This window comes from Streptomyces fildesensis (assembly GCF_016107395.1).
GTDB lineage: Bacteria > Actinomycetota > Actinomycetes > Streptomycetales > Streptomycetaceae > Actinacidiphila > Actinacidiphila fildesensis.
The window spans coordinates 1-21,501 of sequence record NZ_JAAIKO010000038.1 but is presented as its reverse complement, the minus strand read 5'-3'; the positions used below and the strand labels follow the sequence as shown (position 1 = coordinate 21,501).

The window sequence follows — 21,501 nt, the reverse complement described above, 5'->3', positions numbered from 1 at the left end:
GGGCGCGCGTCAGCGACGGATCAGGCGGACGTGGGTGACTGCTGCCGAGCTGACCTGCTCGGCCACCTGGTAGCCGTCGATCGATTTGCCCCAGTTGTCGAACAGGCGCACGCCCTTCCCGGCGAGCATGGGCGTGACGACCAGGTGCAGTTCGTCGAGCAGCCCGGCACGCACGTACTGCTGGATGGTGCCGGGGCCACCGCCGAGGCGCACGTCCTGGCCCGCCGCGGCTTCGAAGGCCCGCCGCAGCACCGTTTCGGCGGGCTCGTCGGTGAAGTGGAAGGTCGTTCCACCCTTCATCGGCAACGACGGCCGCAGGTGATGGGTGCGGACGAACACGTCATGGTGGAAGGGCGGGTTGTCACCCCACCAACCGGTCCATGACTCGTCCTGCCACGCTCCCCGCACGGGCCCGAACATGTTGCGGCCCATGATGGTGGCGCCGATGTTCTCGTCGCCCCGCTCGACGTAGTCGGCGTCGATCCCCGCTGTGCCCTCGTCGCGGGCGCGCAGCGCGGCGAACATCCACTCGTGCAAACCGTCGACGCCGTCCCCGAAGGGTGCGTCCAGGCGCTGGCCCGTGCCGGTGGCGTAGCCGTCCAGGGTGATCGTGATGTTGTGTGCGCGCAGCTTGGGCATGGCGTTCTCCTTGGTCCGTCTCTCGTTGTTTTCCGCTCTCACCTATGCGTCGAACGAGATACGGCCGAATCGACAGCTCCTCCGAGAATTCTCCCTCAGGCGAGATCGATATGGACGCTGGTGGACTTCACGCGGGCAGTCGCCTGCATGCCGACCTGCAGTTGCAGTTCCTCGACGGCCTCGCGGGTGAGCAGTGAGACCAGCCGGTGCGGGCCGGCCTGGATCTCGACCTGGGCGGCGACGTCGCCCAGTTTGACCGCGGTGACGATGCCGGAGAAGGCGTTGCGCGCGGATGTGTACGCCTCGCCGTTCTCCGCGGCGGCCTCCTGCGCGACTTCGACGCAGAAGGCGGCAAGGTCCGGGCCGTCGACGAACCGGCGGGTGTTCTCGCGGCGGGTGGGAAAACGGCCGGCATCCGCCCAGCGCCGCGCCGTGTCGACGCTCACGCCGAGCAGGTTCGCCGCCTGACCAATGGTGTAGGACTCCATGAGCCGAAGACTAAGCCCAACTCCGCGCGTCGCCGTCGGCGGCAGTGCTGGTGGGCACGGTTTTGGAGACCCACGGGCGACACGCCACCACCCGCCCCACGACCGGTGGCCGGTGCTCCGGTCCGCTGACCGGAACGCGGCATGACAGGGGGCTCCCGTCACTCCCATGCTGCAGACCGTCAGTCCGACTCCTTCGTGGGATTCGGCGATGTCGAAGCGGGGGCGGGTCATGAGCGACGGAGCGGATTCCACGGTGGAGGGTGCGGTGCTGTCGCTGCCGAAAGGCGGCGGTGCGGTCGGCGGCATGGGGGAGACGTTCACTCCGGACCTGTTCACCGGGACGGGGAATTTCACGGTGCCGATCACGGTCCCCGCCGGCCGGCTCGGATTGGCACCGCACCTGTCGCTGGGATACAGCACCGGCAACGGGAACGGGCCGTTCGGCCAGGGATGGCAGCTGAGCCTGCCGGGGGTGTCCCGCAAGACGTCCCGAGGCATTCCCCGATACGCGGACACGGAGACGGCCGGGCCCGCCGGGCCCGGGGCGGACCGGGCCGATGTGTTCGTCCTGTCGGGGGCCGAGGATCTGGTGCCCGTCGACGGTGGCCGGCCGGGCCGGGTGCGGTACCGGCCGCGGACGGAGGGCCTGTTCGCGCGGATCGAGCACGTCAGGGACGCCTCCGGGAACTACTGGGAGGTCCGCGGGAAGGACGGTCTGCTGACCCGTTACGGGACGCCCCGTCCGGCCACCGCGGACGCCACCTGGCGCGACCCCGCAGTGGTCGCTGATCCCGAGGACGCGAGCCGGGTCTTCGGGTGGCGGATCACCCGGACCGAGGACGCGCTGGGCAACGTGATCCGCTACGACTATCTGCGCGACCACGGCCAGGAGGCGGGGCACGCGTGGGACAGTCCGCTGCTCGCCCGGATCTCCTACGCGGACTACGGAGACCGGGCCGAACCGTCGTTCCTCGTCGCGGTGGACTTCGACTACGAGTCGCGGCCCGACGCGTTCTCGGACCACCGGTCCGGGTTCGAGGTGCGGACGTCGTTGCGCTGCCGCACCGTCCGGGTGACCACCCACGCAGCGGACGGCATCGCCCGGGTGGCCCGTGAGTGCCGGTTCACCTACCAGCAGGCCGGGTTCAACGGTGTCTCACTGCTCATCCGCGTCGACGTGGTCGGGATCGACGGCCAGGATCTGCCGCCGGGCCAGGACCCGTTACTGGAGAACCTGCCGCCGCTGACCTTCGGGTACTCGGGGTTCGATCCGGCCGTGCGCCGGTTCGAAGCGCTGGCCGGGCCGGCCCTGCCGACGGCGTCGCTGGGCGACCCGACGCTGGCCCTGGTCGACCTGCGGGGGACGGGACTTCCCGACCTGGTCGAGTTCGGGGCCACGAAGCGTGTCTGGCGCAACGCCGGCGACGGTCGGTTCGAGCTTCCCCGGCAGATGGCCGAGGCGCCGCCGGTGTCCCTCGCCGATCCCGGGGTGCGGTTCATGGACGCCGACGGTGACGGCCGCGCCGACCTGGTCGTGCCTGTGGTGACCTCGGGCGGCCGGACTTCCGGTGCGACCGCGGGCTACTACCCGATGACTCTCGCGGGCGGCTGGAGCCATCGCTCGTTCCGGCCCTACCGGCAGTCGCCGTCGGTCCGGCTCTCCGATCCGAACGTGAGACTGCTCGACCTGGACGGTGACGGGCTCACCGACGTGCTGCGTTCGGGTACTCGCCTGGAGTGCTGGTTCAACGATCCCGACCTCCGCAAGGCGTGGCAGCGCACTTCACAGAGCACCGGACCGCTCGTGGATCTGGCGGATCCCCGGGTGCGGTTCGCGGACATGACCGGCGACGGACTGCAGGACATCGTGCTGCTCCGCAACGGGAACATCGCGTACTGGCCGAACCAGGGCCATGGCCGCTGGGGAGCGCGGGTGACGATGCGCCGGTCGCCCCGGCTGCCCGACGGCTTCGATCCGCGCCGGGTGCTGCTCGGCGACGTCGACGGGGACGGCGCGGCCGACCTGATCCATGTCGACCACGGGCGGGTGCTGCTGTGGGGCAACCAGTCCGGCAACGCCTGGACCGAAGAGCCGGTCACCATCACCGGCACTCCGGCCGTCACGGGCAGCGATTCGCTCCAGCTGTCCGACCTGTACGGAACCGGGATGGCCGGCCTGCTCTTCAGCCGGGCCGACGACGGTTCGGGGAGGCCGCACCTGCGCTTCCTGGACTTCGCCGGTGGCGTCAAGCCGCATCTGCTGACCGTGATGGACCACCACCTCGGAGCCACCACGCAGGTCACCTACGCGCCGTCGACGCAGGAGTACCTCCGTGACCAGCACCATCCGGAGACTCGCTGGCGCACCACCCTGCCGTTCCCGGTGCAGGTGGTGTCCCGGGTCGAGGTGAGCGACGCGCTCTCGGGCGGCCGGCTGACCACGAAGTACCGCTATCACCACGGCTATTGGGACGGCGTGGAGCGGGAGTTCCGCGGCTTCGCGATGGTCGAACAGCTGGACAGCGAATCCTTCGGGACGGCGCCCACGACAGGGCCCGGCGCCGTGCCGGACGGGCACTTCTCGCCGCCCACCCTCACGAAGAGCTGGTTCCACCCGGGACCGGTCGCCGCCGTGGAGGCGGGGGAGTGGACCGAACTGGATCTGTGGCACGAATACTCCGGCTTGGACGTACCGATGCTGTCCCGCCCCCCGGGGCAGACCGCCTTCCTGGCCGCCTTGCCCCGAAGCGCCCGCAGGGCCGCGCTGCGGACGCTGCGCGGACAGCTGCTGCGCACGGAGCTGTACGGTCTGGACGGCACCGACCGCGAGCACCGCCCCTACACCGTCACCGAGACGATCTCCGGGGTGCGGGAGGAGTCGCCACCGCCGGCCGGCTCCGGGGACGGGCTGGAGGACGTGCGGGAACGAATCTTCTTCCCGTTCAGCCTCGGCAGCCGGACCACCCAGTACGAGCGCGGCGACGACCCGATGACCCGGTTCACCGTCCCCAGCGGCTACGACGGGTACGGCTTCCCGGCAGGGCAGATCTCCATCGCCGTTCCCCGGGGCCGCGACCCGATGGCCGCCGTCACCGCCGCACCCCAGCCGTACCTGGCCACGTATGCCACCACCGAGTACTCCCGCCGCGACGACGCCGACCACTATCTGATCGACCGGGTGGGCCGGACGACCAGCTACGAAGTGGTCAACGACGGCCGGCTCAGCGTCGCGCAGCTGCGCGACGCGATCCTTTCCGGCCCGACGGAGGCCGGTCTGTCGCTGCGGGTGATCGGCCACGCCCGCACGTACTACGACGGCGACGCGTTCACCGGACTGCCACTCGGCACCCTCGGCGACCACGGGCTGCCGGTCCGCACCGAGTCCCTCACGTTCACGGATGCCTTCCTCAACGCCCTCTATCCGCCCGGCGACCCGCTCGCGATCGGACCGCGGCCCGTGTATCTGGCCCCCGGCGGGGTCGCGACCTGGCCGGCCGAGTACCCGCCCGGGTTCCGCGCGGCGCTGCCCGGTCTCGCCGGCTACACGCACCACACGGACACCGACGTGCCCGGATCGCCCGGCGGGTACTACGTGACCGGCGCTCGGCGCCGCTACGACGTGCACGTCGCCGGCCGGGTGCCGCGAGGACTGCCGGTCGCGTCGCTCGACCCGCTGGGCGCGCAGAGCCAGATCGTCTACGACCAGCACGATCTGCTGCCGGTACGGCTGATCGATGCCGTCGGCCTCGAGACCCTCGCGGTGCACGACTACCGCATGCTGCAGACCAGGGAGACGACCGACGCCAACGGCAACACCGGCACGGTGACGTTCTCTCCCATCGGGCTCGTCACCGCCCACTTCGTGCGCGGCAAGCGGGGCGAGGGTGACCGCGACGCGGCGAGTTCGCGGACGACCTACGATCTGCTCGCTTTTGCCGAGCGCGGTCGACCCGCCTCCGCGCGCACCGTCCGCCGGGTGCGCCACGACACGGACACGAACGTCCCGGCCGCCCAGCGCGACGAGGTGATCGTGTCGGTGACGTACTCCGACGGGTTCGGGCGGCTGCTGCAGACCCGCTCCCAGGCGGAGGACACCCTCTTCGGCGACCCGACCCACGGCGGCGGCGCCATACCCGGCGAGGACCTCGCGCCGGTCGGCGACACCACCGGTCGAACACGCGGCCCCGCGGACCCGGACAACGTGATCGTCTCCGGTGCGCAGGTCTACGACAACAAGGGCCGGGTGGTGGAGAAGTACGAGCCGTTCTTCTCCACCGGCTTCGACCACGTCCCGCCGCTCGGTACCCGGACGGGCCAGAAGACAAGCATGTTCTACGATCCGCGCGGGCAGGTCGTACGAACGCTGAACCCCGACGGCAGCGAACAGCGCGTCATCCTCGGAATCCCCGCCGACCTGGCGGTTCCCGAGGTGTTTGTACCGACGCCATGGGAGTCCTACACCTACGACCAGAACGACAACGCGGGTCGCACCCACGGTGACACCGCGGGGGCGTATCGCGGTCATTGGAACACCCCGGCCAGCACCGAGGTCGACGCCCTGGGCCGTACGGTGCGCACCGTCGCCCGCAACGGGGTGGCGGACGCCGACCTGTTGACCTCCAGATCGGTGTACGACATCCAGGGCAATCTGGTGACGGTCACGGACGCGCTCGGACGGGATGCGTTCCGGTACCGCTTCGACGTGGCCAAGCGGCGCTGGCGTACGGACAGCATCGACGCGGGGCGCCGGGACAGCGTTCCGGACGCGCTCGGCAATCCGGTCGAAGCCCGCGACAGCAAGGGTGCGTTGACGCTCGGTGTGTCCGATGTTCTGGGCAGGCCGACTCATGTCTGGGCGCGGGACGACTCCGCAGGGTCTGTGACACTGCGCCGGCTCATCGAATACGGGGACGGTGGTGCCTCCGACCAGCCGGCCACCGACCGGGCCGCGGCCCGCGTGGTCAACCTGCTCGGCCGTCCGGTGCGCCAGTACGACGAGGCGGGCCTCGAAACCGTCACCTTGGTCGACTTCAAGGGCAACGTGCTGGAATCCGCCCGGCGGGTGATCGCCGACGCGCCGATCCTCGCCACGTACACGGCGGCGAAGACCAAGGGCTGGCAGGTGGTGCCGTTCCAGGTGGAGTGGACACCCGCGGCCGGACAGGGGCGGGCGGCGCGCGATGCGCAACTGCTCGAACCCGGTGGCTACGTCACGACGACGGGCTACGACGCGCTCAACCGGGTCGTCAGACACGTGCTGCCGACCGACGTGGAGGGCCGACGCAGAGAACTCCACCCCACGTACAACAGGGCGGGCGCACTCGAGGGGATGCGCCTCGACGACGCGGTCCATGTGCAGCGGATCGCCTACGACGCCAAGGGACAGCGGTCCCTGGTCGCCTACGGCAACGGGGTGATGACCCGGTACGCCTACGACCCGCACACGTTCCGGCCGACCAGGCTGCGGAGCGAGCGGTTCACCCTCGCCGCTGACGGGCTGACCTACCGTCCGACCGGAGCCGCACTGCAGGACTACGGCTACGACTACGACCTCGTCGGGAACATCCTCACCGTCCGCGACCGGGCACCTGGCAGCGGCATCCCCAACAACCCCGACGCGCTCGGTGCCACCGACCCCGTCCTGCGCAAACTGCTCGGCAGCGGTGACGCACTCGACCGGCGGTTCAGTTACGACCCGGTCTACCGGCTGCTCGCCGCGACCGGCCGCGAGTACCAAGCGCAGCCCGCCGGGGATCCGTGGAGCGACCTGCCGCGCGGCACTGATGTCACGAAGGCGCAGGCGTACACGGAGACGTACCGCTACGACGCGGTGGGCAGCGTCCTCAGCCTCGGCCACAGTGGCACGGGCGGCTTCAGCCGCGCCTTCGACGTCGCGACCGACAGCAACCGGCTGCGGGCGATGGCCGTGGGGAAGACGCCGTACACCTACACGTACGACAGCAACGGCAACCTGGTCGCCGAGACGACCTCGCGGCACTTCGCGTGGAACCACGCCGACCGGCTGAAGGCGTTCGCGACCCAGACTCCGGGCGCCGAACCCTCCGTCCACGCCCAGTACCTGTACGACGCGTCCGGCCTGCGGGTGAAGAAGATCGTCCGCCGCCAGGGCGGTGCCGTCGAGGTCACCCACTACGTCGACGGCACCTTCGAGCATCACCGCTGGGCCGCTGCGGCGCCCGCATCGGCGGCCGCCCCGGGAGTGGGCGAGAACAACCAGGTCCACGTCATGGACGATTCCCGGCGGGTCGCGCTGGTCCGCCTCGGCCCCGCCCACCCCGAGGACCGCGGCCCGGCGGTCGCCGTCCAGCTCTCGGACCACCTCGGCAGCAGCACTGCCGTCGTCGACGGCGCGGGCACTCTCACCAACCGCGAGGAATACACCCCGTACGGCGAAACCAGCTTCGGCAGCTACACCCGCAAGCGCTACCGCTTCACCGGTTGCGAGCGGGACGAGGAGAGCGGTCTGGCCCACCACTCGGCGCGCTACTACCTGCCGTGGACGGCTCGTTGGAGCGGCTGTGACCCCAGGGGACCGGCCGGCGGCGTCAACCAGTACCAGATGTGCGGCGGTGGCCCGATGAACAGGACCGACACCGCGGGGACGGACTGGGAGTTCACCTGGGATCCGCGGGAGTGGGAGCCCCTCGAGTTCACCAAGGAGGAGATCGCCCCCCGGGTGGAGGGCGGGGCCAAGGTACTGGGTGGCGCGGCGGCCTTCGTCGCGGGAGCGGCGTTGTGCGAGACGGGCGTGGGCTGCGTCGTCGGCGCCCCGCTGATGGTGGCAGGCGCTGACGTCGCAGGTTCGGGGGCGGTGCAGGCGCTGGGCGGCAGGCCTCGGCCCACCGCGGTCGGCGCTCTTCTCGGCCCCTCGGCGCAGCGTCTCGAGGAGAACTTCGTGAGCGCGGCAGGTCTGGCTCACACGGCCGCTCAGGGATATGTGATGTGGAAGACGGGCCGACCGCTGGGAGCGGTGCCCAGCGGCTCGGCTCCGAAAGGTCCCGGCGCGACGTCCGCCGACGGTGGCGGGCGGTCAGGTTCGCCGGGCGGGGCGGGTGCGCCGCCGGCCGAGCCGACCTACCTCAAGTCCACGGCCAGTGACCCTGCTGCGACTGTTCAGCCGGCAGCCCCGAGCGGTCCGGCACTCTTCCGGGGCACAACACGCGGTTATCAGGGCAGCGCCGGAACGCAGCGGGTGGGGATCACTCCCACGACCACCGATCCGGGAGTCGCCACCGTGTTCGGCGCGCACGCCGAACAGTTCGGGCAGTCGGTCATCCAGATCGCACAACCGGGGGATCTGGTAGGAGTCGCCACTCACGAGGGATACATCGCCTCGGAGCTGGAAGTCGGAGTCGAGCTGAGCCCCGCGGAGTTCGCGAGCCGCGCCAGCATCGAGATCCCGACGAGTGCCGCCCGTGCGATTCTGGGGCGGATGGGAATCGAGATACCGGGGCGGATGAGTATCGAGAACATCTCGCCGACTTTGGCCAATACCCCGAAACTCACTCCGGCACAGACCCAGCAGTTCATCAAGGAGGCCGCCGCCCATGGCAAATAGAGCCCGCATCAGCGTCGAGGACACCGAGGAAGCGACCGTCGACCGCGCTGTGTGCATCGTGCGCTGCCTGGAGGGTGTGGTGTCCCCCGGGGACATGTTCGACGTGGCCACGTCCACCGGCGGCGAGGACGCTCGGGTCGCCTTGTATGTCACTCGCATCTGGCGCTACGGCAGGCCGATCGACCTGCTCGGTCCTCCGCACTCGGCGAAGGTCGAACTGACAGGTCAGGGGACGCTCTCACTGCCGGGCGTGACGCACCTGACCATGACGACAGGCGCATAGCACCGTGTCGCGCCCATGCCTTGTCATGAAACCGCTCATTTCCAGCAGATCGACTATCGGACGGGGTTTCTCGTGATGGACAGAGAATTATCAGCAGTGGACTCCGGGCCGGTGGAGTCCATCATCGAGCAGCCGGGGCCGACGCCGGACCCCATCCAGCCGTCGGTGAGCGTTTCCGCGCAGGCCGGGCGGGTGGTGGCGGGAATTGCCGCCACGGTGTCGGTGGATGCCTTCCGAGGTGCGAGCTTCAGATGGGATTTCATCAACGGGAAATGGATATCGACTCCTCTCGTCGCGTACGTACAGACCGCCGTCAGCATCGACGGCGTCGAGAAGGCACGGGAGAACCGGAGCGGTGGGGACTTCGCTCTGACGTTCCCGACGCCTGGTACCCACACGGTCACAGCTCAAGGCGTCACCGACACGGGGCGGGTCTTCGTCTCCGGCCCGGTCAATTTCCAGGTGGCGGCGGCGGTTCCACCGGCTTTCACGGTGACGGCGCCGGCCGAGGGTGCGGTGGTCGATCTGGGGGAGAGCCCTGGGTCGGTCGATCTGAGGGTCAGCATTCCGGCCGACCAGTTCTTCCCGGTCACGGTCAGTATCGCCGTGGACGGTCAGTTCGTTTCGGCCGAGACGATCTCCAGCACCCAATACCAGAAGACCCTCACCCTCAGCTCCCTGCCGCTGGGACCGCGGCCGATCGCGGTGACCGTCGGCGACCGGGACGGTTTCACGTCGACAAAGGTCCGCACGATAACCGGCCGTGACGTCGGACTGCCCCGCGCGCCCGTCGTTCCGCAGGCCGACGTTCTCGGTGACAAGGACGGGCAGGGGACCGCGCACATCAGCGGAACCGCGGAGGACCCCCAGAGCGGGATGATCGGCGGAAAAGCGGCGGTGGCCTGGGCCCTGAGTCCCGAAGGAACCAGAACGACGGCGCAGGCACTGACCCCCGGCGACTTCCGCAAATGGCTTGCCGACGTGCCGCTGAAAGGGTTCGGCGCGCACACGATCTATGTGTGGGCGACCGACGCGGCAGGCAACACGATGCTCAAGCCGACGGAGTTCCCGGTCGTGGTCATCAGCGACTTCAAGCCGAAGACGCTGGAGGAGCGGCTCAACGAACGGGAGTATCTGGTTGCCCTGCTGTCCTTCGCCCAGGAGCAGGTCAAGGTTCCGGGACCACCGGAGGCGTCGCTGGACACCGCCACCCTTGTCCGTGTTCTGGGCCAGCCGCTCGACCGGCTGAGCCAGCCGCTGTCCGCGGCCGCTGACCAGGGCAACGTCGACATCAACCAACTGCGTGTGCCCGTGGAACTGCTCCGGGCACGCATCGCGGCCACCGGGACCCCTGCCGGGCCCGGAGCGACAGGCGAGGAGGCCTACCGCAATGCGGCGTACACGTCGCTGCTCGCCGCGGTGGGCACCTCCTACGCGGAGCTGCGGCTGGTCCGGGGCGCCGCGCCCGCCGTTCGCCAGGCATTGGCGGCACGACTCGGCATCCGGTTGTCGGCGGCCAAACCCGATGAGCTGGACCAGCTGGTACTGGATGGCCCGGGCCTCACCGAAGCGGCGCTGGAAACCCTCTTCGGTCTCACCTCCACCACCCGGTCCGACCCGCTGCGTACGCCATCGACCCCGCTGCTGCTCACCTGGCAGCTGGCCGGGCTGGCGCTGTCCTGGGCCGATCAGGACCAGCACCCGACGACGCCGCGGGCGTACGGGGTGCTCGCCGACCCGGATGTGATCAGCGCCGCCGACGTCATCGAGGGTCCGAACGGTGACCCCGTCCGGCTGTTGCTGACGCAGCGAGCCGGGACGCTCGCCGGCTACGAGCAGATGCTCGACGCACTGCGCGTCAATGCCGCCACCGCGATCCTGGGACTCACGGCCATGGTGACCCAGGCGTTGCCCGGTGCCGACCTCGCCCGTTGGGAGAGCAAGGAGAACCAGGGCGCCGACATCAGTGGCCTGCTCGCGTCGGTCGGACTGAGCCGCCCCGGTTTCCTCCTCCTGCGGAAGCTCGCCCGGCTCGCCGCCACCGGGAACCTCTCGGCCGCCGAGTGGAAGGACGCCGTCTCGGTCCTCACCGGGGCCCACAAGCGCCAGCTGTTCCCGGTCTGGACGACCCAGGAGACCGCGTTCGCGCTCTCCCCCGACTACTTCGTCCTCTCCGGTGCCGGTCCGCGGGTCAGCACGTACCGCGTCGACAGCGATGCCCGTCACGACTGGCAGTCCGTGCTGCGCAGCCGGACCACGCAGCGCGCGGACATCATCGAAGGGAACGGGCAGGCAGTCATCGCGGCCGAGCAGGTCGCCCTGCCGATTCTGCGCGACGCCCTGCTCGACGACCTGAAACCCACGACCACGGGTGTCATCGGGGAGGAGATGACGGCCCTGTTCCTCGTCGATGTCCTCGCCGGCGGATCGCTGCGCACCACCCGCGTCAAGCAGGCGCTGGAGAGCATTCAGTCGCTCCTGTCCGCCAAGAGATCCGGCGAGATGCTGCCGACGCATCCTGCGTTCAGCTGGAGACTCGGCAACCCGGACACGTTCACCCGCGCATGGGTCTGGATGGGTGAAATGGGAAGCTGGCAGGCCGCCACCACGGCGTTCCTGTTTCCCGAGCGGAATCTCGACCCGACCCTGCTGGTGCCGCGCGGCAGGCCGCAACTGGCCGCCTTCTTCGAGGCCATCCGCGGGCCGGGCGTCTTCAGCGCGCAGAAGGCCGTGAAAGCAGCGGGCGACTACGCGGGCTCGGCCTTCAAATATCTTGATCCCCCCAGGTCGGCCACGCACCAGGACGACCTCAGGAGGCTTCAGGTGGGCAGGCCGGACGCGGAGAACCGGGAGACCTTCTGGGCCGTGCCTCTCCTGCTGGCCCAGCGGCTGCAGACCGCCGGTGACTACCGTGCGGCGCTCGACTGGTACTGGCTCGTGTACCCGTACGACGACGGCGTGGCCAAATCCTGCTACCTCCGGATCGCCACCGAGACAGCGGTCCGCCCCGATCTCAAATTCCCTCCCCAGTGGACGGAGAAGCTGGATCCGTTCGGGCTCGTGGACAACCGTCCGGCCCCCTACACCCGTGCCACGCTGCTGGCGGTGATCCGGTGCCACATCGACTTCGCGGACTCCGAATTCAGCCGCGAGACGGGTGAGTCGGTCGCCCACGCCAGGACCCTCTACCTCGCCGCCCGCCGACTGCTCTCCGTTCCCGCGCTGCGCCCGCTCGAGCCGATGAATCCCGGTGAGCCGATCCTGCCGATCCCGGAGCTGGAGTCGCTGTCGGCGCGGGTGAACGTACAGCTCGCCAAGTTGCGTCAGGGGCGGAACATCGCGGGCATGCCCCGTACGCAAGGTGTCGTCGGGACGATCACGGTGAGCCAGCCCACGCCCTTCCGCTTCAAGACGCTGATGGAGCGGGCGCATCAACTCGTGTCCCAGGCAACCCAGATGGAGGCGGGCTACCTCGCCGCACTCGAGAAGTACGACGATCGCAGCCTGCGGGCCTTCGACGCGGGCAAGGGGATCGATCTGACCAACGCACAGATCGGCCTCGCCACCAGTCGGGTGACGGAGGCCAACGACGCGGTCAAGGCGGCGGCAGCCCAGCGTGCCAAGGCCGACGTCATGGTCAGGACCTACGAGCGGCAGATCGGTCTGCCGCCGAACCAGTACGAGCGCGACCTCCTCGACCAGTACGGCGAGATGAGATCCATCCGGAACACCATCAACGCCGTCGACACGGCGGTCGGTGTCCTGCAGCAGGCGTACAACGCGGCTGACCTCGCAGGTGCGGTCTTCTCCGGCGGCGCCAGGCCGGCCATAGCGATGTCCATCACGGCCGGACTTGTCAGCAGGGGCATCTTCCAGGCCAACGAGAACACCCTCCAGGCACGGATGGATGCCAACCAGCTCAAGGCCGGCATCGAGCAGCACAAGGACGAGTGGCGCCTGCAGAAGACCTCTGCCGAGCAGGACTCACTGGTCGCGGCCGCGCAGATGGTGACGGCCAACGACCAGGTGACGATAGCCACTCAGGAGCAGGCGATCGCCACCCTCCAGCGCGACCAGGCGACAGCGACGCTGAAGTTCCTCAACGACCAGTTCACCAACGCCGATCTGTATCTGTGGATGAGCAACACGCTCGGCGGGACGTACCGGTACTTCCTGCAGCAGGCCACCGCCACCGCGCGGCTGGCGCAGGCGCAACTGGCCTTTGAGCGGGCCGAATCGGCCCAGACACTGATCGGCAACGACTACTGGCAGACGCCGGCCGAGACGACCGACACCAGCAATCAGGTCAATCGCCGGGGGCTGACCGGAGCGGAACGGCTCAGCCAGGACCTGAGCGGCCTGGAGGAGTACGCCTTCCGGTCGGAACGCCGGCGTCTCAACCTGTCCCAGACGTTCTCCCTCGCCCAGCTCATGCCGGTGGAGTTCCTGGAGTTCCGTCGTACCGGATCCATCGCCTTCGCCACCCCGATGTCCCTGTTCGACGGTGATTTCCCCGGTCAGTTCTGCCGGATGATCAGCCAGGTACGCGTCAGCATCGCCGGGCTCTTTCCGCCGGAGCGGGGCGTTCGCGCCACGCTGGCCTCCAACGGCATCTCCCGGGTGACCACCCGGCAGGACAGCGGCTTCAAGGACATCGTGGTGCGGCACGACCCCGGAGTGGTCGCTCTGACGTCACCGGTCAACGCCAGCGGGGTCTTCGAACTCGACGCCCAGGCCGACATGTTGCGGCCGTTCGAGTCCAGCGGCGTGGACACCACGTGGGAACTCCACCTTCCGCCCGCCGCGAATCCGATCGACTTCGCCGCGATCGCCGATGTGATGCTCACGATCGACTACACGGCCCTGTACGACGACGGCTACCGCAGCCAGCTGATCAACCGGTTCAACGGATCCCGGGAGCGCGGTTCGGACCGGGTGTTCAGCCTGGCGACCGACTTCCCCGACCAGTGGTACGACCTCAACAACCCCGCAGACCCGAAGGCCCGCTCGGTCACGCTCAACCTGCGGGACATCGATTTCCCGGTCGGGATCTCGGGCCTCGTCACCTCCGCGGTCGCCGTCCGGCTCGACAGTGGTGAACCGGTGCCCAACACGCTGCTGTCGCTGCGTCGCATCAAGGGCGGTGGAAGCGCCACCACCACGGAAGGCACGGCCAGCACCCGGCGGGGCAACGCCGCGACCTGGGCCTCGCTCTCCGGAACCAGTCCCAGGGGAGACTGGCTGCTCGGATTCGGCGAGGACGCCGCTGCTCTGTTCGACTCCGGCAAGCTGGACGACATTCAGCTGGTCATCAGCTGGACCGGGCAGGGACCGGCCTGGACGTCCTGACCCGATGACCATCCGCCCGGACGGGCGGCCGCGCACAGCGGCTGCCCCTCCGGGCGGTGCCATGAACGTCAGGCGAGCCAGCCGTAGGGCAGCCGGAGGACGGCGGCCACACGATCGGCGACGACCGGAGCGTGCGGTGGAACGCCTCCGTCGGCAAGGCCGCGGGTGAGATGGAGATGCAGGGACTGGAGCGTGGCGAAGGTGTTGAAGGCCCAGGGTGGAACGGGGCCGGGGCCGCCACCGTCGAGGGCGTCCGTCACGATGCCCAACCAGCCGGTGGCCTGCTCGGCCGTCAGGTCCGGAGCGAGCAGGATGCGGCTGAGCGCGTGGGCGAGACGGGCATCCTCCAGCTGCGCGTAGCGGTAGTCGGTGTGTTCGGCCGTCATCCGGCGGGCCCACAGTTCCAGCAGTTCGGTGCGGCGGGCGGGCAGCGCCTGTCCGAACGCGGCGGCCGCGTCGGCGCCGTGTGCGACGGCGTGCAGCCAGCCGAGGGAGTCGTCCCAGCCGCGGGTGTCGAGCTCCGACGGGTACCAGGAGGCGAAGCCGGCGTACCAGCGCTCCGCGGCCGTCCGCGGCACCGTGCCGGGGGCGGCCTGTCCGCGGGTCAGAACGCACCGGAGCACGAGGGGCGCGAAGGTCCTGGCCTGGATCTCCCGATGGGTGAAACGGTCCGCGGCGGCGTCACCGAGGTCCTCCAGAACCTCGTCGAGGTGACCTTCGCGTATCCAGCGCGCGGCGGCGGTGTAGGCGTGCTCGTCCCGGACTTCGGGGTCGGGGGACACGAGCATGGCCGACAGCTCGTCGCCCAGCCGGGCGGTCGGTACGGCGGCGGGGAACGGGAAATCCGTGGCGGCGATCGACGACCAGTCGACAAGATCCGTACTCATCGCCCGAGCCTTCCACGCCCCTCGAAGACCGGCAAGGAAAGCGATCGGCTTTCGGTTCCGCCTCCGCGCCGCGAGATGAGCCTCAACCCCGTGGGCCGGGCGTACTACGACCTGTCCACGTCGCGCTGCGTACGGAACTCACGCTCCGCGGTGCTGAACTCGAGTGTCGTCGGAACCGTATTCCCTGCGAAGCCGGGGTGCGGGGTACGAGCCGGCGTTCGGTCAGGGTGGGCGGCGCGCGCGGCCGTGGGGGTCGGTCGACGACACCACGGGCAGCGCCGGCAGCGTGGTGATCGCATCGAGACGGGGGTCTCATCGATGAGGCAGTTGAACGAGCCGTTGAACCGGCCAGGCGCGTACGAGCCGGAGACAGGGGTCCTGGCGGATCTCCCGCCGTGGGCCGGCGGGCGTGGTGTGCTGCAGGGCGCATTCGGACTGCTGGGGGCTGTGGACCGGGCCGGGGAGGCAGGACTGACGAGGCTCGCGTCGGAGTGCGGGCTGCCCAAGACGACCGCGTACCGGCTGCTGGAGCAACTGGTCGCGCTGAACGCCGTCGAGCGGTGCCACGGGGGATACCGGATGGGTCCGCGCATGTTCCAGCTCGGGCAGGAGTGGCAGCCGCATCCCGGGCTGCGGGCCGCGGTGCGGGAGCCGGTGCGCCGCCTGCTGGGTGCGACCGGCGCGACCGTGGGCATCAGCGCGTTACGCGAGGGTCAGACGCTGGTACTGGACTGGACGCCCGGCGAGAACACGGTGGTGCCACCGCCACGCAGCGGCACGGTCTGGCCGTGGTTCACCGCGGCGGGCAAGGTGCTGGTGGCCGGGGCGGACCGCGCTCTGCCGCTCGACCGGCTCCCCGCGTCCTGGCCTCGCGAAGCGGCGGCGATCCGGGACCGCGGTGCCGCGTTCGACCGTGAGGAGGTGGTGCCGGGAGTGTGCTGTGTGGCCGTTCCGCTGTACGCCGCGGACGATGTCCCGGTGGCGGCGTTGTGTGTCCTGACGCATCCCGCACAGCATCTGGAACGGCTCGCGGATGTCGTGCAGCGGACGGGCAAGGCCATCAGCGCGTCGCTGCGCGTCCGGTGAGCGGGTCCGCCGACCGGCACGGCGCGCGGTGCGTCATCGGTGCTCGGGCGCCGGCTCGGCGTCGTCGGCGAGAGCGGCACGTACCTGCTCCCGCGCAGCCGGCCGCGCCGGGACGTCAGGACGTGCGGCGCGCCGGCGAAGGCGGCCGGGGTGAGCGGCTTTCCGGCGAGGGGGTGCCCGCGCCGGACGACGGCGACCATCTCGTCGGTGAACGACGGCGACCATCTCGTCGGTGAACAGCGTCTCGACGAGGGGTTCGGGCGCCGGTGAGGTGATGACCCGGATCTCCAGGTCCGCTGTCCCGTCGCGCAGGACGAGGTCGTCGTCCGCCCTGGTGTGCGCACATGTGCGCATGCATCGGCACTTTCTTCCTGCGGCGCAAGCAAATGCGGCGGACGGTTCGCTGGGGCTGATGACCTCCGGCGAACCCGGCCTTGCGAAGTGATGGGTGCCCTCTTCGCCGCGGGCAGGCCTCTTCACCTTGGACGGGTGGGCTCCTATCATCCGTGCGGGGTGCGCGCACTCGATGACGACGGCGAACCGGCGTCATGGAACATCCGCGACGGTGCGCCGGACGTGAAGGACCCGGTGAACGCCTGCTCGGCCGGGACCATGCTGGAACCGACCTCGCAGGCGCCGAGGCACGGTTGCAGCATCCGGTTCGCCAGGCCGGACGGGCTCGGCGCCGGGAAGGCGACACTCGACATCAAGGTCACCGTGCGGTGCGTGTCGCGTTCACCCCGCCCGTGCTCGCTGCTCGGCGGGCAGTACGCGCCGTCCTCCGGGCATCCCGTGACGGCGCTCGTCACCACCACACACACGATGACCTTCGCTCCGGACTCCTCGGCTTCCGCCGGTGGCACCGATTCTCCCGACCCGTCGGATTCGGCCTCGGACGACACGCAGGGGCCGACCGGTGACCCCTCCGAAGTGACGCCGTCCGACTCGGCAACGCCCTCCGAAGGCGGGACGTGACCCCGGACCCTGAACCGAATCCGATCCCGGATCCTGAACCGAATCGGGGCCCGGAGCCCGACGCTCCACTCGTGGACAGCCAGATCTGGGCACGCCTGTGGACGGTGGCCAACGTCATCGCGCCGACCACCGCACTGACCACCCTGCTGTTCTACTTCGGCTACGTGGCGACGACGGCGCGCTTCCGCTACTTCGGTGTCTACCTCGACATGGTCGACCTGTCGTTGCAGGAGATGCTGCTCTACGGCGTGGAGGTCGTCTATCCGCCCCTCATCGTCCTCGCGGTCATCAGCCTGCTGGTCATCGCCGCCCACACCACGGTCCGCTGGATGGTGTCCTCCTCGGATCGCGACGCCATCACCGGTTGGGTGGGGCTGTTCACCGTTCTCCTCGGGCTGCTGGTGTTCACCAGGGGCGTCGTCGGGCTCCTGATACCGCGCGTGGCGCGCACCGAGACGATCGCGACGACACCGGTCTGTCTGGGGTGCGGCGCCCTCGCGATCGCCTACGGCCTCGGACTGCTGCGCACCTTCGCCATCCGCTGGGACCGGCACCGTGCGGCGGTCGGCGACCCGTCCGCGGATCCGCCTCCTGCTCTGCCTCCGCCCGCGCCTCCTTCGCCCGCCGCGCACAGCGGTGAGCTCGCCGTTTGGCTGGAGTCCCCCGCTGTCCGGCGCATCAGCCGCTATGCCCTGGCCTGGGTCGCCGTCATCGTCGTAGCCGGCTCTTTCTGGACGGCCAACAGCTTCGCCGCCGCGTACGGCCGGGGCCGGGCGCTGGACGACGCGGCGTCACTCGAGCACCGTCCGGAGGTCGTGCTCTACACCAAGGAACCCCTGCGGGATGCCCCCAGCGGAGTTGAGCAGACGGAGGTCGCCGGCGCGGCGAAGGACTCCTACCGCTTCCGCTACCGAGGGCTGCGCCTGCTGGTCGAGTCGAACGGCAGGCTGTTCCTCGTCCCCGCGCAGTGGATCGCCGGCAACAGCGAGACCCTGGTCGTCCCCTACGACGACTCCATCCGCATCGGCCTCATCGCGGGATGACGGGGTCCGGCTCCGCGTCCGGGCAGCCGATTTCGGCGCGGTGTCAGTGCCGGCTGCAATGCTGATGGGCATGGGTGAACTGATCTGGCGCCGGGTCTACGGTGCCGACCATGACGATCCGGATCCGGGGCCACGGACCGGTCACGTATACCGGGAACTGGTCGGCGGTCCCCTGGACGGACTGCTCCTCGACGTCACCGGCTGGACGAACCGGCAACTGCAGGAAAGTGCCGCGCTGATCACCGAGATCGGCAGGTTCGGCCCGGGAGGCCGTGCCCTCTACGGCCCCCGCGCGGGCGACCCGGATCACTGGGACTGGGAAGGCGACACCCGGTGACACGGTAGGTCCTGTGCGGCAGACCGCGGTGAGCCTGAGACGCCGGGTCGGACGGTCCTGGCCATGGTCCTGTCCAAGGCCATCCGATCCGGCGCATCTCGATGCCACCGCGGGCCGGGTCGAACCGCGCACTACGCTTTGGCGTCGCCGTCCCACAGGTCGGTGCTGTGAGCGTCGACGAGAGCGGAGATGCGGGCCAGCACCTCCGCGGCGGGCAGGGCGTCCAGGCGGCGGCCGTCCCGCAGGCGCAGGGCGACCTGGTCGTCGACGGCCTCCTTGGCACCGATCACCGCCTGGTAGGGCACAAGCCGTGCGAGCCGGATGCGCGCACCCAGGCTGCCGCGCTCCGGCCCGGCGAGTTCCGCGCGCAGCCCCTGGTCGAGACAGCGGTGGACGAGTTCGGCGGCCTGCGGCAACTCGGCGTCGGAGACCGGGAGAACGACGAGCTGGGTGGGCGCGAGCCAGGCGGGGAAGGCGCCTCCGTGCTGCTCGATGAGGTGCGCGACGGCACGCTCGACGCTGCCGATGATGCTCCGGTGGACCATGACCGGCCGGTGTTTCGCGCTGTCCGCGCCGATGTAGTGCAGATCGAACTGCTCGGGCTGGTGGAAGTCGATCTGGATGGTGGACAGGGTGGACTCGCGGCCGGCGCCGTCGACGACCTGGACGTCGATCTTGGGTCCGTAGAACGCGGCCTCGCCCCCGGCGGCTTCGTAGGGCAGGCCGGAGCGGTCCAGGACCTCGGTCAGCAGGGCGGTGGACCGCTCCCACTTCTCCGGGGCGGCCACGTACTTCCCGCCGGGGCCGGGGAGCGAGAGCCGGTAGCGGCTCGGGCTGATGCCGAGCGCCTCGTACGCCCGGCGGATCATCTGCAGCGCCGACCGGGCCTCGTCGGCGACCTGGTCCAGGGTGCAGAAGATGTGCGCGTCGTTGAGCTGGATGGCCCGCACGCGGGTCAGCCCGCCGAGCACGCCCGACTGCTCGGAGCGGTACATGCCTCCCAGTTCGGCCATACGCAGCGGCAATTCGCGGTAACTGCGGGAGCGTGAGCGGTAGATCACCGCATGGTGCGGACACAGGCTCGGCCGCAGCACGACCTGCTCACCGCCGAGGTCCATCGGTGGAAACATGTCGTCGCTGTAGTGGGACCAGTGCCCCGAGATCTCATAGAGCTCCCGCTTGCCGAGCACCGGCGAGTACACGTGCCGGTAGCCCGCGCGCCGTTCGGCGTTGCGGATGTACTCCTCCAGCGCGTGGCGCACGGTCGCACCGTCGGGCAGCCAGTACGGCAGCCCGGCACCGATCAGCGGGTCGGTGTCGAACAGTTCCAGCTCACGACCGAGTTTGCGGTGATCATGCATCGTGGTCTCCTCGCGGACAGTGAGGCGAGTGACCACACGGCGAAGCCCCGGGGCACTCGCCCCGGGGCTTCGGACTAAGACATCAGTCAGCGCGCCGGGACACTCTCCGGCGTCGTCGTCATAGCAGCGCGCTTCATGCGTTCACGCTAGTGCGCTGTCCACGAACGTTGGCCGGGCTGGTGATCCCTGAATGATTTTTGGGGTGTTGGGGCTTGGCGGCGGCGCTGTGGTGGCAACGTGGTTGTCATCCAAGGTGAGCGAGGTGCCTCATGGCTGAGCGGGTTCGAGCACGACGGTTAACTGATCAAGAGGGTCAGAAACTTCAGCAGCTGGTCCGGCGGGGCCGCCACGAGTCGGTGCGGGTTCGCCGGGCACTGATCATCATGGCGTCGGCATCCGGCACCACCGTGCCGGCGATCGCGCACCTGGTCGCCGCGCACGAAGACACCGTGCGCGATGTGATCCACGCCTTCAACGACAAGGGCCTGGCCGCCCTGGACCCTCGGTGGGCGGGAGGCCGTCCCCGCCTGATCAGCGATGACCAACGCACTTTCATCATCGCGACGGCCACCACCCGCCCCATCACCCTGGGCTGCCCCTTCACCCACTGGAGCCTGCGCAAACTCACCGACTACCTGGCCCGCAACCGGATCAAGACCGTGAAGATCGGCCGGGAACGGCTCCGGCAGATCCTGCACGAGCACGACATCACCTTCCAGCGCACCCGCACCTGGAAAGAGTCCACCGACCCCGACAAGGACACGAAACTCGACCGTATCGAGCACGTGACCAGCCACTTTCCGTATCGGTGCTTCGCTTTCGATCAGTTCGGCCCGTTGTCGATCCGCCCCTGGCACGGCTCCACCTGGGCCGCTCAAAACAGACCGGACCGGATGCCGGCCACCTACCACCGCACCCACGGCATCCGGTACTTCCACGGCTGTTACTCCCTCGGCGACGACCAACTATGGGGCGTCACCCGTCGCCGCAAAGGCGGTGACCACAGCCTGTCCGCCCTGAAGTCAATCCGTGCTGCCCGACCCGACGGCGCCCCCATATACGTGATCCTGGACAACCTGTCCGCGAACAAGACCCCAACCATCCGCACCTGGGCGCGAAGGAACAACGTCGAGTTGTGCCTGACGCCTACCAGCGCGTCGTGGGCCAACCCGATCGAGGCCCAGTTCGGTCCCTTACGCACCTTCGTCATAGCCGGCTCCGACCACCCCAACCACACCGTGCTCGAGCGAAGACTCCAGAACTACCTGCGATGGCGCAACCTCAACGCCCGCCATCCCGACGTCCTGGCCGCCCAACGCCGAGAACGTGCCAAAGTCCGCAGCGAACGCCAACAACGCTGGGGCCGCCCACGACCCAAAGCCGCCTAACCACACCCGGCCAACGTTCGTGGACAACGCACTAGTGTCCTGCGCCAGTAGTTGATCGTTAGATGCTGTGTGACTTCTACTGCTGG

13 protein-coding genes are annotated in these 21,501 nt (G+C 69.6%); 9 read left to right on the top strand and 4 right to left on the bottom strand.

The window, feature by feature from the left end:
* Window positions 1–9 precede the first annotated feature (9 nt).
* Both C6N31_RS32755 and C6N31_RS32750 read right to left on the bottom strand, forming a co-directional pair.
* Window positions 10–639 carry a dihydrofolate reductase family protein gene (locus C6N31_RS32755; protein ID WP_198358846.1) on the bottom strand — a complete coding sequence of 210 codons (630 nt, stop codon included), beginning with the start codon at window positions 637–639 and terminating at the stop codon, window positions 10–12.
* 95 nt (window positions 640–734) lie between these two features.
* Window positions 735–1,127 carry a TOBE domain-containing protein gene (locus C6N31_RS32750; protein WP_138356643.1) on the bottom strand — a complete coding sequence of 131 codons (393 nt, stop codon included), beginning with the start codon at window positions 1,125–1,127 and terminating at the stop codon, window positions 735–737.
* A gap of 229 nt (window positions 1,128–1,356) precedes the next feature.
* Here C6N31_RS32750 and C6N31_RS32745 point away from each other — a divergent pair, with 229 nt between their 5' ends.
* The 3 genes from C6N31_RS32745 to C6N31_RS32735 are packed head-to-tail and all read left to right on the top strand — an operon-like array spanning window position 1,357 to window position 14,338.
* Entirely contained in the window at window positions 1,357–8,706 is a 7,350-nt protein-coding gene (locus C6N31_RS32745) for a SpvB/TcaC N-terminal domain-containing protein (protein ID WP_198358844.1), read from the top strand.
* A complete protein-coding gene (locus C6N31_RS32740) occupies window positions 8,696–8,989 on the top strand; it encodes a hypothetical protein (RefSeq protein ID WP_138356641.1) in 294 nt (97 codons plus the stop codon). The genes C6N31_RS32745 and C6N31_RS32740 overlap by 11 nt, the downstream gene beginning before the upstream one ends.
* 15 nt (window positions 8,990–9,004) lie before the next feature.
* The gene (locus tag C6N31_RS32735; RefSeq protein WP_198358843.1) at window positions 9,005–14,338 is read left to right on the top strand and encodes a Tc toxin subunit A-related protein; all 5,334 of its coding nucleotides are present in this window, start codon (window positions 9,005–9,007) and stop codon (window positions 14,336–14,338) included.
* Between the two features lie 68 nt (window positions 14,339–14,406).
* Here C6N31_RS32735 and C6N31_RS32730 read toward each other — a convergent pair whose 3' ends face one another.
* Window positions 14,407–15,225, bottom strand: coding sequence for a DUF2785 domain-containing protein (locus C6N31_RS32730; RefSeq protein WP_198358842.1), 819 nt, complete (start codon window positions 15,223–15,225; stop codon window positions 14,407–14,409).
* 318 nt (window positions 15,226–15,543) lie between these two features.
* Here C6N31_RS32730 and C6N31_RS32725 point away from each other — a divergent pair, with 318 nt between their 5' ends.
* From C6N31_RS32725 to C6N31_RS32705, 5 genes are all read left to right on the top strand, one after another.
* Complete coding sequence (locus tag C6N31_RS32725; protein ID WP_138356638.1) at window positions 15,544–16,311, top strand: IclR family transcriptional regulator; 768 nt, start codon at window positions 15,544–15,546, stop codon at window positions 16,309–16,311.
* A 39-nt stretch (window positions 16,312–16,350) separates the two neighbouring features.
* Complete coding sequence (locus C6N31_RS32720) at window positions 16,351–16,581, top strand: hypothetical protein (protein ID WP_138356637.1); 231 nt, start codon at window positions 16,351–16,353, stop codon at window positions 16,579–16,581.
* A 243-nt stretch (window positions 16,582–16,824) separates the two neighbouring features.
* On the top strand, window positions 16,825–17,286 hold the full coding sequence (locus C6N31_RS32715; protein ID WP_138356636.1) for a hypothetical protein: 462 nt from the start codon (window positions 16,825–16,827) through the stop codon (window positions 17,284–17,286).
* A 71-nt stretch (window positions 17,287–17,357) separates the two neighbouring features.
* Window positions 17,358–18,329: a hypothetical protein gene (locus C6N31_RS32710; protein ID WP_138356635.1), complete on the top strand. Its 972-nt coding sequence runs from the start codon at window positions 17,358–17,360 to the stop codon at window positions 18,327–18,329.
* Window positions 18,330–18,399: 70 nt separating this feature from the next.
* On the top strand, window positions 18,400–18,666 hold the full coding sequence (locus C6N31_RS32705) for an MDR/zinc-dependent alcohol dehydrogenase-like family protein (RefSeq protein WP_138356634.1): 267 nt from the start codon (window positions 18,400–18,402) through the stop codon (window positions 18,664–18,666).
* A 131-nt stretch (window positions 18,667–18,797) separates the two neighbouring features.
* On the opposite strand, the gene thrS is transcribed toward C6N31_RS32705, so the two are convergent.
* Window positions 18,798–20,117: a threonine--tRNA ligase gene (gene thrS, locus C6N31_RS32700; RefSeq protein ID WP_198358878.1), complete on the bottom strand. Its 1,320-nt coding sequence runs from the start codon at window positions 20,115–20,117 to the stop codon at window positions 18,798–18,800.
* 179 nt (window positions 20,118–20,296) lie between these two features.
* Here thrS and C6N31_RS32695 point away from each other — a divergent pair, with 179 nt between their 5' ends.
* Window positions 20,297–21,415, top strand: coding sequence for an IS630 family transposase (locus tag C6N31_RS32695; protein WP_138356632.1), 1,119 nt, complete (start codon window positions 20,297–20,299; stop codon window positions 21,413–21,415).
* Window positions 21,416–21,501 lie beyond the last annotated feature (86 nt).